The sequence below is a fragment of the Pseudoduganella sp. GW821-FHT11H04 genome (assembly GCF_058807935.1).
In genome coordinates, this window is the sequence record NZ_JBXARE010000004.1 from 407,257 (window position 1) to 422,610 (window position 15,354).

Annotated in this window: 12 protein-coding genes and 1 tRNA gene; 8 read left to right on the plus strand and 5 right to left on the minus strand. The window is 63.2% G+C overall.

What is annotated here, in order from left to right:
- The first annotated feature begins 120 nt into the window (after nt 1–120).
- The 3 genes from pepN (at nt 121) to AC1RTP_RS12125 (ending at nt 3,909) form a co-directional block, all read left to right on the plus strand.
- Entirely contained in the window at nt 121–2,736 is a 2,616-nt protein-coding gene (pepN, locus tag AC1RTP_RS12115) for an aminopeptidase N (protein WP_498608057.1), read from the plus strand.
- A gap of 22 nt (nt 2,737–2,758) precedes the next feature.
- The gene (locus AC1RTP_RS12120; RefSeq protein ID WP_498607799.1) at nt 2,759–3,766 is read left to right on the plus strand and encodes a class 1 fructose-bisphosphatase; all 1,008 of its coding nucleotides are present in this window, start codon (nt 2,759–2,761) and stop codon (nt 3,764–3,766) included.
- A gap of 67 nt (nt 3,767–3,833) precedes the next feature.
- Nucleotides 3,834–3,909: transfer RNA gene (locus tag AC1RTP_RS12125), tRNA-Thr, on the plus strand.
- Nucleotides 3,910–3,984: 75 nt separating this feature from the next.
- Here AC1RTP_RS12125 and AC1RTP_RS12130 read toward each other — a convergent pair.
- The gene (locus AC1RTP_RS12130) at nt 3,985–4,917 is read right to left on the minus strand and encodes an alpha/beta fold hydrolase (protein ID WP_498607800.1); all 933 of its coding nucleotides are present in this window, start codon (nt 4,915–4,917) and stop codon (nt 3,985–3,987) included.
- A gap of 159 nt (nt 4,918–5,076) precedes the next feature.
- Here AC1RTP_RS12130 and AC1RTP_RS12135 point away from each other — a divergent pair, with 159 nt between their 5' ends.
- A complete protein-coding gene (locus tag AC1RTP_RS12135) occupies nt 5,077–6,030 on the plus strand; it encodes an alpha/beta fold hydrolase (RefSeq protein ID WP_498607801.1) in 954 nt (317 codons plus the stop codon).
- On the opposite strand, the gene AC1RTP_RS12140 is transcribed toward AC1RTP_RS12135, so the two are convergent.
- The 3 genes from AC1RTP_RS12140 to AC1RTP_RS12150 all read right to left on the minus strand — a co-directional run bounded on the left by AC1RTP_RS12140 (nt 5,981) and on the right by AC1RTP_RS12150 (nt 10,315).
- On the minus strand, nt 5,981–6,880 hold the full coding sequence (locus tag AC1RTP_RS12140; RefSeq protein WP_498607803.1) for a LysR family transcriptional regulator: 900 nt from the start codon (nt 6,878–6,880) through the stop codon (nt 5,981–5,983). The two genes, AC1RTP_RS12135 and AC1RTP_RS12140, sit on opposite strands and share 50 nt — an antisense overlap.
- A 70-nt stretch (nt 6,881–6,950) precedes the next feature.
- Entirely contained in the window at nt 6,951–8,075 is a 1,125-nt protein-coding gene (locus tag AC1RTP_RS12145) for a branched-chain amino acid ABC transporter substrate-binding protein (protein ID WP_498607805.1), read from the minus strand.
- A 131-nt stretch (nt 8,076–8,206) separates the two neighbouring features.
- Nucleotides 8,207–10,315: a hypothetical protein gene (locus tag AC1RTP_RS12150; RefSeq protein WP_498607806.1), complete on the minus strand. Its 2,109-nt coding sequence runs from the start codon at nt 10,313–10,315 to the stop codon at nt 8,207–8,209.
- A 66-nt stretch (nt 10,316–10,381) separates the two neighbouring features.
- Here AC1RTP_RS12150 and AC1RTP_RS12155 point away from each other — a divergent pair, with 66 nt between their 5' ends.
- The 4 genes from AC1RTP_RS12155 to AC1RTP_RS12170 all read left to right on the plus strand — a co-directional run bounded on the left by AC1RTP_RS12155 (nt 10,382) and on the right by AC1RTP_RS12170 (nt 14,849).
- Nucleotides 10,382–10,639, plus strand: a complete 258-nt coding sequence (locus AC1RTP_RS12155; RefSeq protein ID WP_498607808.1) for a hypothetical protein — start codon at nt 10,382–10,384, stop codon at nt 10,637–10,639.
- 81 nt (nt 10,640–10,720) lie between these two features.
- Nucleotides 10,721–12,298, plus strand: coding sequence for an MFS transporter (locus AC1RTP_RS12160; RefSeq protein WP_498607809.1), 1,578 nt, complete (start codon nt 10,721–10,723; stop codon nt 12,296–12,298).
- Nucleotides 12,295–13,428 carry an HlyD family secretion protein gene (locus AC1RTP_RS12165; protein WP_498607811.1) on the plus strand — a complete coding sequence of 378 codons (1,134 nt, stop codon included), beginning with the start codon at nt 12,295–12,297 and terminating at the stop codon, nt 13,426–13,428. Before AC1RTP_RS12160 ends, AC1RTP_RS12165 begins: the two co-directional genes overlap by 4 nt.
- The gene (locus tag AC1RTP_RS12170; protein WP_498607812.1) at nt 13,425–14,849 is read left to right on the plus strand and encodes an efflux transporter outer membrane subunit; all 1,425 of its coding nucleotides are present in this window, start codon (nt 13,425–13,427) and stop codon (nt 14,847–14,849) included. The genes AC1RTP_RS12165 and AC1RTP_RS12170 overlap by 4 nt, the downstream gene beginning before the upstream one ends.
- Here AC1RTP_RS12170 and AC1RTP_RS12175 read toward each other — a convergent pair.
- Nucleotides 14,846–15,343: a DUF1003 domain-containing protein gene (locus tag AC1RTP_RS12175; RefSeq protein ID WP_498607814.1), complete on the minus strand. Its 498-nt coding sequence runs from the start codon at nt 15,341–15,343 to the stop codon at nt 14,846–14,848. The genes AC1RTP_RS12170 and AC1RTP_RS12175 overlap by 4 nt on opposite strands.
- Between the last annotated feature and the right edge of the window lie 11 nt (nt 15,344–15,354).

The following is a 15,354-nucleotide window of genomic DNA, read 5'->3' on the forward strand; positions in this document are numbered from 1 at the left end:
ACATACATTTCACCTAATTATTACAGAATGTTACTGCCAGAAGGACAAGGGAAAAGAATCGGGCGTGCCCCCTGCCCGGTATTGGTAAAATAGCCTTCTTTGTCCCCGCTCGCCCAAACCATGCGCACCGACAGCCCACAAACGATTTACCGCAAGGATTACACTCCGCCCAGCTACCTGGTCGAAACCGTGGAATTGGGCTTTGACCTCGATCCGGACTGCACCATCGTCGCCAACCGCGTCCAGCTGCGCCACAACCCGGAGAGCAAGAGCCGCGACCTGGTCCTGCACGGCGAAGCCATTGAACTGGTCGCCCTGCGCATGAATGGCGTGGAGTTGAACCATAGTCAATATATTATTGGCAACAATACCCTGACGATCCGCAATGCGCCAGTCAATGTATTGCTGGAAATCGAAACCACTTGCGCCCCGGTCGAAAACACCTCGCTATCCGGCCTGTACACCTCGGGCAGCGGTTTCTACACCCAATGCGAGGCGGAAGGCTTCCGCCGCATTACCTTCTTCCCCGACCGTCCGGACGTGATGGCGCGCTACACCGTGATGCTGCGCGCCGACAAGCAGCAGTATCCGGTGCTGCTCTCCAACGGCAACCTGCTGGAAGAGGGCGACCTGGGCGACGGCCGCCATTACGCCAAATGGGAAGACCCGTTCAAGAAGCCGTCCTACCTGTTCGCGCTGGTGGCGGCACGCCTGGTCTGCCAGGAAGAGAAATACAAGCTGAAATCCGGCCGCGAAGTGCTGCTGCAGGTGTGGGTGGAAGAGGGCAACCTCGATAAGACCGACTACGCCATGGAGTCGCTGAAAAACTCGATCCGCTGGGACGAGGAGCGCTGGGGCCTGGAGCTGGACCTGGACCGGTTCATGATTGTCGCCGTGAGCGACTTCAATATGGGCGCGATGGAAAACAAGGGCTTGAACATCTTCAACACGAAATTTGTGCTGGCCAATCCGCGCACCGCCACCGACATCGACTACTCCGGCATTGAAGCCGTGGTGGGCCACGAGTACTTCCACAATTGGACCGGCAACCGCGTGACGTGCCGCGACTGGTTCCAGCTGTCGCTGAAGGAAGGCCTGACCGTGTTCCGCGACCAGGAATTCAGCTCCGACATGATCGGCACCGACAGCGGCCGCGCCGTGACCCGCATCGACCAGGTGCGCACACTGCGCCAGGCCCAGTTCCCGGAAGACGCGGGCCCGATGGCGCACCCGGTGCGTCCCGACTCCTTCGTCGAGATCAACAACTTCTACACCGTGACCGTGTACGAAAAAGGCGCCGAAGTGGTGCGCATGTACCAGACCTTGCTGGGCCGCGACGGCTTCCGCAAGGGTATGGACCTCTACTTCGAACGCCATGATGGCCAGGCCGTGCAATGCGACGACTTCCGCGCCGCGATGGCCGACGCCAATAAGCGCGACCTGAAACAGTTCGAGCGCTGGTATAGCCAGGCCGGCACGCCGGTGGTCAGCGCAAGCGGCCGCCACGATGGCGCGAAGAAGGTCTACGAACTGACGCTGCGCCAATCCTGCCCCGCCACGCCGGGCCAGAAGGATAAGAAGCCATTCCATATCCCGGTAGCCGTGGGCCTGCTGGATAGCGACGGCAAGGACCTGATCCCGACACGCGTGCTGGAACTGACGGCTGCGGAGCAGACCTTCCGCTTCGAAGGCGTGGAGCATGCGCCGGTGCCTTCGATCCTGCGCGATTTTTCCGCACCGGTGGTGCTGGAATACCCATACACCGACGAAGAACTGCTGCACCTGTTCCGCTTCGACAGCGACCCGGTCAACCGCTGGGAAGCCGGCCAGCGCCTGGCCATGGAACGCCTGCTGTCGCTGGCGCAGGCGGTGCTGGAGAACAAGCCGCTCAAGCTGGACGACACCTACATCGCCGCGCTGCGCACCGTGCTGACCGACAAGGATCTCGATCCCGCTTTCCGCGAGCAATGCCTGATCCTGCCGTCGGAAACCATCATCGCCGAGCAGATGGAGGTGGTGCACCCGCAAGCCATCCACAGTGCGCGCCAGTTCATGCGCCACGCCATCGGCACCGCGTTGCGCAATGAACTGCTGCAGGTGTACGGCGCCAACGCGACGCCTGGCCCTTACAGTCCGGACGCCATTTCGGCCGGCAAGCGCGGCCTGAAAAACGTGGCGCTGGCCTACCTGCTGGTGCAGCCGAATGCGGAAGCGGCCAAGCTGGCCGGCGAGCAGTTTGCCGCCGCAACGAATATGACCGACCGCGCCGCCGCGCTCTCGTCGCTGATCCACAGCGGCGCCGACGCCGGCAAACAGCTCGATGCGTTCTACAAGGACTTCAAGGGCGAAGCGCTGGTGGTGGACAAATGGTTCGCCATGCAGGGCTCGGCGCCGCACACCAATGTGGCCAAGGTGCGTGAGCTGATGAAGCATCCAGCCTTCACGCTGAAGAACCCGAACCGCGCCCGCAGCCTGCTGTTCAGCTTCTGCAATAACAATCCGTCGCAATTCCACGCCGCCGACGGCAGCGCCTATGAATTCTGGGCCGAGCATGTGATCAAGCTCGACGCACTGAACCCGCAAGTCGCCGCCCGCCTGGCGCGCAGCATGGACCGCTGGCGCCGTTACGCGCCTGCGCTGCAAGTCCATATGCGCCACGCGCTGGAAAAAGTCGCCGCCGCCTCCAAGCTGTCCAACGACGTGATGGAAGTGGTCAGCAAAGCACTCGCAAACTAATTAGTACAAACCTAGGGAAATAATGAAACGTATCAGCCTGACCCAATACCTCGTTGAAGAACAACGCCAGCACCACAGCATTCCAGCGGAACTGCGCCTCCTGATCGAGGTGGTAGGCCGCGCGTGCAAAACCATTTCGCACAGCGTCGGCAAAGGCGCCCTGGGTGAAGTGCTGGGCGCGCTGGAAAGCGAAAACGTGCAAGGCGAAGTCCAGAAGAAGCTGGACGTGATCTCCAACGAAATCCTGCTGGAAGCGAACGAATGGGGCGGCCACCTGGCGGCCATGGCATCGGAAGAAATGGAAGACATCCACCCGATCCCTAACCGCTACCCGAAAGGCGAATACCTGCTGGTGTTCGATCCGCTGGACGGCTCCTCCAACATCGACGTCAACGTATCGATCGGCACCATCTTCTCCGTGCTGAAGGCGCCGGAAGGCATGACCGAGCCGACCGAGAAGGACTTCCTGCAACCGGGCGCCAAGCAAGTGGCCGCCGGCTACGCCCTGTACGGCCCGCAAACCCTGCTGGTGCTCACCACAGGCAATGGCGTGAACTGCTTCACCCTGGACCGCGAGATGGGTTCGTGGGTCCTGACCCAGCGCAATATGCAGATTCCTGCCAAGACCAAGGAATTCGCGATCAACGCCTCCAACCAGCGCCACTGGCACGCCCCTGTGCAGCGCTACATCGGCGAACTGCTGGCCGGCACCACCGGCCCGCGCGGCACCGACTTCAATATGCGCTGGATCGCCTCCATGGTGGCCGACGTGCACCGCATCCTGAACCGCGGCGGCGTTTTCATGTACCCGGCCGACAATAAAGACCCATCGAAGCCAGGCCGCCTGCGCCTGATGTACGAAGCGAACCCGATGGCCTTCATCGTCGAACAGGCGGGCGGCATGGCGACCGACGGCAAGAAGCGCATCCTCGACATCCAGCCGGAAAAACTGCACCAGCGCGTGCCGGTGTTCCTGGGCTCCCGCGACGAAGTGGCCCTGGTCACCAGCTACCACCAGGAAGTAGTGTAATTTTTGCAATGATGGTGCAACGCTACTAGCAAACGCGCAAGTTTGTTTGTTATAATCCGGGCTCTTTGCCGGTGTAGCTCAGTTGGTAGAGCAGCTCATTCGTAATGAGAAGGTCGTAGGTTCGATTCCTATCTCCGGCACCAGGACGTACAAAAACCCGTCAGATCATCGGTCTGGCGGGTTTTTTCGTTAACCGCTGTCGCTCGCGCGACGCCACCTTACTTCACGTTACGCGCAATGAAATTGCGCATCAGCTTGCCGATTTCCTGGCCGTCTTCTTCAAGCGCGAAGTGGCCGCTGTCAAGCAGGTGCAGCTCGGCGTGCGGCAGATCGCGCAGATACGGCGCTGCGCCGGCGGCGGGGAAAATCTTGTCGTTCTTGCCCCAGGTGATCAGCATCGGCGGCTGGTGTTTGCGGAAATAGGCTTGCCACTCCGGATAGCGGGCCGGGTTGCTGCCGTAGCTGTAGAACAGCTCGAGCTGGATGTCCTTGTTGCCGGGGCGGTCCATGTACGCCTGGTCCAGGGTCCATGCGTCGGGACTGATCTTGCCGACGTTGCGCGCGCCGTGCGTGTACTGCCATTTGGTCGCGCCGATTTCGAAGAATGGTTTCAGCTTGGCGGCATTCGCTTCGGACTTATCGGCCCAATAGACCTTGAACGGCGCCCAGAACTCATTGTCGATGCCTTCGCTGTAGGCGTTGCCGTTCTGGACCACGATCGCCGATACTCGCTCGGGATGGGCGGAGGCCAGGCGGAAGCCGATGGGGGCGCCGTAATCCTGTACGTAAAGCGCATATTTCGATGCGCCGACAGCAATGGTGAACTTGTCGACTACATTCGCCAGGTTATCGAAGGTGTAGGCGAATTTGTCGACAGCCGGCGCATCGCTTTGGCCGAAGCCGGGGTAATCGGGCGCGATGACGTGATAGCGGTCGGCCAATTGTGGAATCAGGTTGCGGAACATCTGGGACGAGGTTGGGAAACCGTGCAGGAGCAGCACGGTCGGCGCGTCTTTCGGGCCGGCTTCGCGATAGAAGATATTGACGCCATCTACCTTCACGGTGCCATAGCTGACGTCCGTCGGGGCGGCGGAGGCAGCAGCAGCGGCTAAAGCGAAGGCCAGGGATGCAGCGATGCGGGACGTTTTCATGTGTGCTTCCTTCAAGTTGGTTGGGATGGAATGGATTGTAGGAAGCAGCCAGCGGCGCCGGAACTACGCCCAGCGAAACAAACCATTTCGCCCGACGACGTTCCGCCGCGTGGAAGGCGTCGATAGAGTGGTGCCATCGACAAACCACCGGAGAACAACATGAAAAAACTAGTAGCCGCCGCCGCCCTCGCACTTGCCGGGACAGCGCAAGCAGCGCCAATCGCCTATCGCACGGTTGCCGTGGACGGCGTCAATATCGCCTATCGCGAGGCTGGCGATGCCAGCAAACCGACCATCCTGCTGCTGCACGGCGTCCCTAGCTCCTCCCGCATGTACGACGGCCTGCTGCGCAAATTGGGCGACCGCTACCACCTGGTCGCGCCGGACTATCCCGGCTTTGGCAACAGCGATGCCCCTGACCCTTCGAAGTTTGCTTATACCTTCGATAATCTGGCGGCGGTGATGGGCAAGTTCACCGATGCCGTCGGCGCGCAGCGCTATGTGCTGCTGATGCAGGATTACGGCGCACCGGTTGGCATGCGCATGGCGCTGGCCCGGCCGCAGGCAGTACAGGCTCTGGTTTTCCAGAATGGGAATGTGTATGAAGAGGGACTTGGTGCGATGTGGGCCAAGCGCAAGCCGTTCTGGGAAGATCGCGCGGCGCACGAGAAAGACGTCATCGCAGTCCATCAGTCGGTGGCGGCAACGCGCGCCCGCCATATCGGCAGCGACCCTGCTGTGGAAAGCTACGATCCGGATCTTTGGATGGACGAATATGCTTACCTCAATCGACCGGGCCAGGCGCGTATCCAGGCCGACCTGATTTACGACTACCAGCACAACCTGGCGGCTTATTTGCAGTGGCAGGCTTGGTTGAAACAGCGCCAGTTGCCAACATTGGTCGTATGGGGCAAGTACGACTTGGCGTTCACCGTGCCCGGCGCGCAGGCCTTCAAGCGCGACAATCCATCAGCCGAAGTGCATATCCTGGATGGCGGGCATTTTGTGATGGATACCAGGCTGGAAGAGGTAGCCGCCATTACCGGCGGCTTCCTCGGCAAGCTTAGTTCAGGTGCGGGTGTGTCCGCAGGTGCTGCGCCAGCAAATCGATGAACTTGCGGACCTTGGAGGAGCCGTATTTGCTCTCGCGGTGCAGGATGTGCACCGGCCACGGCTCCTCTTCGAATTCCGGCAGGATGACCTTGAGCTTGCCGGTCGCCAGTTCCTCGGCCATTTGGTAGGACAGCAGGCGGCATATGCCAAGGCCCTCGACCGCAGCGCGGATTGCGGCATCGTTGCTGGTGACTGTGAAGCGCGGCTTCATACGCACAGTCATGGTGTCCGTCCCTTGACCGAACTTCCATTCGACACGCGGGGTGATGCTGCTGGCGGCGATGACTGTATGCTGCTGCAGTTCTTCCGGGTGTTTTGGCACACCATTCCTGGCCAGGTATTCGGGCGAGGCGCACAGCACGCGCCGCATCTGGCCGACGCGCAGCGCCTTCATGCTGGAGTCTGGCAAGGGACCGAGGCGCACGGCGACATCCATTCCTTCTTCGATCAGATTGACCACGCGGTCAAGGAAGTAGGCGGAGACGTCGACCTCGGGATATTGCTTCAGGAATTGCACAATGCAGGGTGTGACGAAATTCTTCCCGAACAGGACTGAGGCGGTGACGGACAGGTTGCCTTTTGGCGCCGAGTTGACACCTGCTGCTGCGTCGTTGGCTTCCTCGATGCTCGCCAGGATGTTGCGGCAGTCATCCAGGTAGCGTTGACCCGTTTCGGTCAGGCGAACGTTGCGGGTGGTCCTTTGCAGCAGTTGGGCGCCCAGTTTTTCTTCGAGCGCAGCGATGGCGCGTGTGATCGCTGCCGGCGACATATCCAGGCTGCGCGATGCACCCGCAAAACTTTCCTGCTCGCCCACTGCGACGAACACCTTCATCAAGTGCATTTGATCCATTCGAATCCTCCTCGCAGGATCGGGAGCGACCGGCCGCTCGAGCCGGTCGCGCAGGAATGATGGGGATTCCTTAGTAGCTCGAAATTGCGGCCGGCTGGCCGTTCTTGAAGTTGAAGATGGTGACTGGCGAAGACTTCATATCGCCTTTGGCGTCGAAGGCGTAAGTGCCAGATACGCCCTTGTAGCTGTTGGCGGAAATATCGGCGCCAACCTTGAGCGGGTCGATCGAATTCACCTTCTGCATCGATGCCGCATACATCAGCACCGCATCGTAGTAGGCGGATGCATAGACGTCCGGCTCCACATTGAAGCGCTTCTTGAACTTGGCCTTGAAGGCCGGGCCGGAAGCGGCTTTCTCCAGCAGCGCGCCGCCTTGCGCGCACAGCACGTTGTCGCCGACTGCATCGCCGCCCAGCTTGCCCATCTCCGCGGTGCAGATGGTGTCGCCGCCCAGCAGCTTGGCCTGGATGCCCAGTTGTTTCATCTGGCGCGCCATTGGTGCGCCCTGTGGTGCGTAGCCGCCGAAGAACACGGCCTGCACGTTTTTCGATTTCAGCTTGGTCAGGATGGCGGTGAAGTCGACCGCTTTGTCGGTGGTGTATTCATGGCCGGCGACCTGCATGCCGGATGCGCGGGCCTGCTTCTTGAATTCTTCCGCCAGTCCTTGGCCGAAGGCGGTACGGTCGTCGATCACGGCGACGTTTTTCACCTTCAGCTCATTGGCCGCGTAGAGCGCCATCTTGGAGCCGAGCTGGGTGTCGCTGGCGTTGATACGAAAGATGTTCTTGTAGCCTTGTTGCGTTAATTTCGGGTTGGTCGCCACTGGTGCGATCAGGGCGCCGGCTTCGTTGTAGATGCGGGAGGCTGGGATGGCGACGCCGGAGTTGTATGGGCCGACCACGTATTTGACGCCTGCATCGGCCAGCTTCTGTGCGGCGGAGACACCGGCTTTCGGGTCGCCCTGGTCGTCTTCCGACATCAGTTCGAATTTGACTTTCTTGCCGCCGACCGTGATCGGTTTGGCGTTCAGTTCTTCGACGGCGAGGCGGGCGCCATTCTCGTTGTCCTTGCCGGAAAACGCCTGTGCGCCGGACAGGGGGCCGCTATGGCCGATTTTTACCACGACGTCCTGGGCATAGGCGCCAGCGGCCATTGCCAGCAGCGCGACCGCGCTTACCGAGTGCTTCAGTTTCATCGAAGGGTCTCCATGATGTTTTCGATTGCGTGATTATCCACAATCCGCGCGGCGCAGCAAGCCGCAGTGCATCATGCCGGGCGCATTATGCCGAACTCGCTGCTAAAGCTGCATAGCGGAGAAAGGGCGGGTCAGGCCCTGTTGTCGATGCGCCTGCCGGGACGGCCGGCTGCTGGCCCCGGTCCGCCGGCTTGCTCGCTGGCTGGCGCTTGCCCGCCAGGCGTACGGCGGTCTCCCGCTTGGGCCTGGGCGTGGGGACCGGTTTGCTCACGTGTGCCGGCGCCTGTATTTTGCCCGGGGGCTGTTTCGGTGGCAGTGCGCTGGACAGGGCGGGATTGGACCGGAGCGACCGGGGTGGTCGCCGGCACGGCCACTGGGGCTGGAACCGGTTCGATTGCTGGCGCTGGCGTTGCGGTGCGGCCCGAGGCGGCAGCGATGTCTCCGGTGCGGTAGGCCGCGACAGCGGCGGCGATGGCGGGATCGGTCGCCTGCAGGCGCTGGGCTTGCGCGGATCCGGGTGCGTCGGCGCGGCGGGCTGCTTCGGTGGCCTGGTTAGCGCGGGCGGCGGCATCGCTGGCTGCTTGCGCGGCGGCTGTTGTGGCCGCCGCAGTGCCCGATGCTGGCGTCCCGGCGGCGGGGCCGGGGGCTGGCCCTGGTGCGATGCCGGTTGCCGTTGCACCGCTGACCTGGGGGCCTGCCGCGCTGATGGCTGCCTCAGGCGGTCGTATTGCCGTGTTGCCCTGGGTAACCGCGCCTGTGGGCGCTGCGGGGGGACTGGCGGTAGCCGGGTTAAGAGGCGCACCGGGTGGGGCGATTGCCGCGTTTTGCGTCAAGGTGGCGGCGGCTTGGGCAGCGGTTTGGGCTTCGCGTAGTACTTGTCGGCGCGCTTCCAGCCTTGCTTCCAATTGCTCTGCCGCAATGTCGCTCGTGATATTGCGGGCGTCTTCGAGACGCTCGGCTGTGAGGCGGTCTTGCAGGGAGAGCGCTTGGGTCGACGCGACTGCCCGGGCGAGTTCGGCGGCATCGGCGGTTCGGCGAGCTTCAGCTGCCGTGGCGGTGACGGCGGCTTGTCGTGCTTGTGCGGCGTCTGTCGCGGCTTGTGTCGCTCGGGCTTCAGTTGCGGCAGCTGTCGTGGCTGCCGTGCTGCTCGCAGATGTGCCGGGGCCGGCTTCGCCCGCCGCAGCCGCTGTTCCTGCGGTCGTCGACGCCGTGCCGGGATTTGCCTGCGTTGTTGCCGTGGCGGCGGCGCCGGCCGGGGCGGCGTTGGATTGAGCGGTTCCCGGTACTCCTGCGGCGGCGGATTCGCTGGCGGCTTGCTGGCGGGCGAGGTTGAGCCGGGCGGTGACTAGCTCTTCGGTTTGGGCGGTTTCCGATTGTTCGGCGACGAGGCGGCGAGCGGTGTCGAGGCGGTCGGCGGCGGCGCGTTCGGCGCGGGTCAAGCCGAGCTGCTTGGTTTCGGTCTGCTGCTGGGCTGCCCGGCGAGCGGCATCGAAGCGGTCGGCCAGGGCCAGCGCCGCAAGGTCTTCCTCCCGCATGCTTTCGAGTTGCCGCACTGCGGCAGCCTGCGCTTCGGCGAGGCGTTGTTGCTGCGTGTCTTGTAATGCATTTTCCGCCAAGGCCTGGTTGGCGGCTTGACGCGCCGTGTCCAACTGCTCGGCGGCGATCCGCCGCTGGGCCGTCTGGTCCGCCACGTTGGGGGAGGGGGCAATGCCAGGCTCCAGCGCGGCAGTTTGCGCCCCGGCATCCGGCTGAAGAGCGGCTGCCGCATCCGCGACCTCGCCGAGTGCTTGGCCGAGCGACGCGACCGCGCGCTGTGGCGCCGCATTGAAGGCAGCATTCAGCGTCCCCTCATCGGCGGACAAGCCACCGCCGCCGGAAACATCGATCCCGGCCTGCTTCAACGCCGCCTGTTGCGCCACCAGCACGCCAGCCAACGAGGCAGGCGCGTTGGCATTCATGTTCTCCATCGCTTGCCGGGCAGTCGCAGCAAATGCCGCCGCGTCGCCGCCGCTGGCTGCAAGCTCGCGCAGGCTGCGCTGCGCCAGCACCAGGTTGGATAAGAACAGGCCAAGCGAGGACACCGACGGCGCAGCGGCGGCAGCCGGGGAGATGGGAGTGGTTGGCGCGCTACGGTCAACGGTGATCGCCGGGTTGACCACGCTGGCACCAGTAACAGGATCGATAGGAATCACAAACCAAGCTTGCCAGAGATAGCGTCCGCGCATCGTTAGCTGGCGCACGGTAGATGCAGGCGTGCAGCCGTATCGTGACCTTTCCACCCAACCCAAGCGATGAGGAACCCGATCATGGACAACAACATCACCAAAAGTGAAACCGCCAAGGACTTGCGCGCCGGCGTGCACAGCACCGTCGACAAAGTGGCCGACAACATCAGCAGCATCACCGACCAGGTAGGCGCCAAAGGCGACCAGTTGAATGCGGCCTATAAACGCTTCTCCGAATCCGGCCGCAACTTCGTGCGCCAGAGCCCAGGAAAATCCCTGCTCGTTGCGCTGGCCGCTGGCTACGCCGTCTCCAAACTGCTGGGGGCACGCAAGCATTGATACCGCCATGGTTGGCGGGTGTACACTATCCGAATGGATGAGTACGCCCCCCAACAATGGCTTCCTCATGAGCGCCCGCTCTTGCCGGGCTCTCCGTCTACACCATTACACTCCACGCCCAAGCGCATCGCCTTCCTGCTGGTCGGCCTGCTGGTTGCACTGACCGGTGGCCTGGGCAATGCGCTGGTGACCGTGAACCTGGTCTACGCCCAAGGTTCGCTCGGTGTGACCCAGGCCGAAATCCAATGGCTGCCAGCCGCCTATGTCATGGGCAATGTCTCCATGAACCTGTTGCTGGTGAAGTTCCGCCAGCAGTTCGGCCTGCGCCTGTTCACGGAACTGTTCCTCATGCTGTACGCGCTGGTCACAGTGGGCCACTTGTTCGTGCACGGCCTGGCGTCGGCCATCGCGGTACGTGCGGCGCACGGCATCAGCGGCGCCGCGCTGACGGTGCTGGGCCTGTACTACGTGCTGCAGGCTTTTCCCGCCCAGCACCGGCTGAAAGGCGTGGTGCTGGGCGTCGGCTTCTCGCAATTGACGCTGCCGCTGGCACGTATATTCTCTTCCGAATTGCTTTCGATTGCCGAATGGCGCGGCCTCTATTCCTTCGAACTTGGCATGGCCCTGCTGTCCTTTGGCTGCGTGCTGCTGCTTAAGTTGCCGCCCGGCGACCGCGTCAAGGCCTTCGAGAAAATGGATTTCCTGACGTTCGCACTGTTCGCGCCCGGCGTTGCCTTCCTGTGCGCGGTGCTGGCGCTGGGCCGCACGGTGTGGTGGTTCGAGACGCGCTGGATCGGCTGGGCGCTGGTGGCCTTTATTGTGCTGTTCACGGCGGCGGTGGCGATTGAACATAACCGGCGCAAGCCCCTGCTCAATACACGCTGGCTTACGACGGCCAGCATGGTGAGGCTGGCCATCTCGGTGCTCCTGATCCGCGTGGTGCAGTCGGAGGCCGGCGGTGCGGTCGGCTTCCTGCAGGCGATCGGCTTGAATAACGACCAGATGCAAACCCTGTGGCTGGTGGCGCTGACCGGCGCCACGCTGGGCATCCTGACCAGCGCCATTGTGATTACGCCGCAGCGCATACAGCCTATGCTGATGTTCGCGCTGGCGCTGATGGCGGTGGGAGCGTGGATCGATTCGCAGGCCACCAGCCTGACGCGCCCGGAGCAGATGTATTTCAGCCAGTTCCTGCTTGCGTTCAGTGGTACTTTTTTCCTGGGGCCGATTTTCGTCTCCGGCTTCGGCGCGGTGATCGCGCAGCCCTGCAACCTGATCAGCTTTTCGCTGATGTTCTCCATGACGCAGAACCTGGGCAGCCTGCTTGGCTCGGCCCTGGTTGGCACCTTCCAGGTGCTGCGCGAAAAATTCCATTCAAGCCAGCTGGTGGAGCATCTCACGCTGCAAGACCCGCTGGTGGCGGCGCGTGTGCAGGCGCAAGGCTTGCCGTCGCTGAGCGGGACAGCGACGCGGGAGGCCAATATCCTGGCTTATAACGATGTCTTCCTGATGATTTTCTTCGTCGCCTGCGGCACCCTGGCATGGATGGTGGTGCACTATGCCTGGCAGGTGTGCACGGCGACCCGTCCGGCAGCACCGGCGCAGAACGCGCAGACTGGGATGGCGCAGGTTTCACTTTCCAACTCGGGGGCCCAATGAGCACACCACCATCAGCAAGCGAGACGCCCGCACCGGCAACTCCACCCGCGCCACCTGCGCCGGATCGGCGGGCGCAGTGGCTGTCCGGTATTGGTTTCGCCTTGATCGCCCTGATCGGCGTGCTGGTTGTGCTGTATGCATGGCGATTACCGCCTTTTACTAGCCCAATAGTGTCGACTGAAAATGCAACCGTGCGTGGACAGGTGACGGTGGTCGGCTCCCAGTTGCCCGCCTATGTGGCGGACGTGAAGGTTCAGGACTTCCAGTTCGTGCATAAAGGCGACTTGCTGGTGGAGCTGGATTCGCGCATTTATCGGCAGCGCTTCGAACAGGCGCAGGCGCAGCTGGCGGCGCAGAAAGCGGCGTTGGCGAACTGGGAGCAATCGCGCAATAGCGCCAAGGCGGGCATCGCCCTGCAGGAAGCGGTTTTGTCGAACGCGCAGGCGCAGGCGGCGCGCGCCACGGCTGATTATGGCCGCGCCGAGCAATTGGTGGGCGACGGTTCGCTCTCGGTGCGCGAGCAGGATGCCCAACGCGCGGCGCGCGCACAGGCAATGGCGGCGGTAGCGCAGGCCAGGGCCAACGTCGATATCGCGCGCCAGCAGGCGCAGGCTGTCACGGTCAATCGCGGTGCACTGGAGGCTGCGGTGGCGAACGCGGAGGCGGCGCTGAAAGCGGCCAGCGTGGACCTGGATAACACGCACATCGTTGCTCCTGCTGACGGCCAGTTGGGACAGGTGAACGTGCGGCGCGGCGCTTACGTGGCATCCGGCGCGCAGCTTATGGGACTGGTGCCGCGCGATATGTGGGTGATCGCCAACCTTAAGGAAACGCAAATGAATGCGGTGCAGGTGGGGCAGGGCGCTACCTTCAAGGTTGATGCGCTGGATGGGGCGGTGCTGACCGGGCAAGTTGAGCGCATTTCGCCAGCCACCGGCTCGGAGTTCGCCGTGCTGCCGGCTGACAACGCCACCGGGAATTTCGTCAAGATCTCGCAGCGCATACCAGTTCGGATCCGAATCGACCAAGGCCAGAAGCTGGCATCGCGCCTGCGGCCCGGCATGTCGGTGATCGTCAGCATCGACACCTCGCCGGTGCTGAACGAGAAGTCCGCCGGAGCGCGGCCATGAAGCGCAGCGCAGCGTGCGTGCTGGCTGCGAGTTTGGTGTTGGCCGGCTGCGCCGCCCGCATTTCGCCTCCGCCCGCTTCCCAGCTCGTCGTGCCTGAAGGCTGGCGCAGTGTCGAGCCCTCACCGGCTGAGCCCGTGTCACACCATGGGGTCAGGCACCAAGGTGTGACACGGGCTCAGCCGGAGCAGAAGTGGTGGGATGCGTATGGCGATCCGGCACTTTCGGACCTGGTGGCGCGGGTCTTGTTGCACAACACGGACGTGCGCCTGGCGCAGCTGCGGGTGGCGGAGTTCCGCGCGCGCTTGGCGGCTGCGGATGCGAACCGCGCGCCGACGCTGGGCGCTACGCTCACGCCGGTGCGTACGCGTACGCTGGCCTATAACGGCGTTCCCTACACAACCAACTTGTTCGCGGGAGAATTCCAGGCCGCCTATGAAGTCGACCTGTGGGGCCGCCTGGCCCACTCCAGCGAAGCGGCCGCTCAATCGCTGGCCGCCGAGCGTGCGAGTGCCGGCGCGGCGCAGTTGTCGGTGGCTGCTCTGGCGGCCAACGGCTACCTGCAATTGCGTGGCCTGGATGCGGCCTTGGAACTGGCGCGCGCCACGCTGGACTTGCGCGAGCAGTCGCGCCGCCTGGCGCAGCAGCAGTTTGAATCCGGCTACACCTCGCGCCTGGAATGGCTGCAGGCGCAGGCCGAGTATGAAGCGGCCGCCGAGCAGATTCCCCAGCTCCAGCGGCAGATCAACGACCAGGAAAACGCGCTGTCCCTGCTGGCTGGCGCCAGCCCCGGCCCCATTGCGCGCGGCAAGACCCTCGACGAGCTGTCGCCGCCTGTCATTCCCGTCGGCCTGCCATCGACCGTGCTGCAGCGTCGCCCCGACATTGTCAGAGCCGCGCATAACCTGGCGGCTGCCAAGGCTGGCGTGCAGGCGACCAGCGAGCAGTTGCTGCCATCGTTCCGCCTGACCGCAACCGGCGGCATCCAGTCCACCGATTTCAGCAAATTCCTGCACGACCCCACTTACCTGTGGCGCGTGGGCGCCGTGCTGGCGGCGCCGCTGTGGGACGGCGGCCGAGTGCAAGCGCAAACCGATGTCGCTGCCGCGCAGCGCGACCAGGCGATGCTGGCCTACGAACAGACGGTGCGAAATGCACTGGTGGAAGTGGAGAACAGCCTGACGGCCTTACAGCGCCTGCGCGAGCAAGCTGAAAAGAACGATGCGCGCCGCGCCACAGCGGCAGAGACGCTGCGCATTGCGCGCAACCGCTACCGCAACGGCTATGCATCCTACCTGGAGGAGCTGGATGCGCAGCGCACCCTGTTCAACGCCGATGTAACGCGCCTGCAATTGCGCAGCCGCTGGCTGGGAGCCAGCGTGGACTTGTACCGCGCACTTGGCGGCGGCTGGCAGCCGGATTAGGGCCGCTGCGTGGGCAGCAAGTGTCCGTGCACTTCCGCTGTGAGTTTGTCGATGCGTTCGACCAGCTGCTTGGTGGTTTCCGTCAGCTCAGTATTTTGGCGCAATAACTCCATCATCTGTGCCGTGTGACGGGTCGCCTGCTGTGCCAACGCTTCGCGGTGGCGGGCATCGGCATCGTTATGGGCCTTATCGCGTTCCGCCTGGCGCGTTTGCGCCAGCAGGATCAGGGGCGCCGCATAAGCCGCCTGCAAGCTGAAGGCAAGGTTCAGCAGGATGAAAGGGTAGGGATCGAAATGCGTGAGGCCCCAGATATTGGCGCAGATCCAGGCTGCGACAATCACCGTTTGCGCGCCAAGGAACAAGGGCGTGCCGAAGAAGCGCGCAAAGGCCTCGGCCTTCAGCCCGAAGGTGTCGGCACCGAAGGTTTTGCTCAGGTGCTCATGTTCGCGATGAAAGCGCAGGTGGTCGTTGTCATGGCCTGGCTGGGCGCTCATGGTTTGCCTTC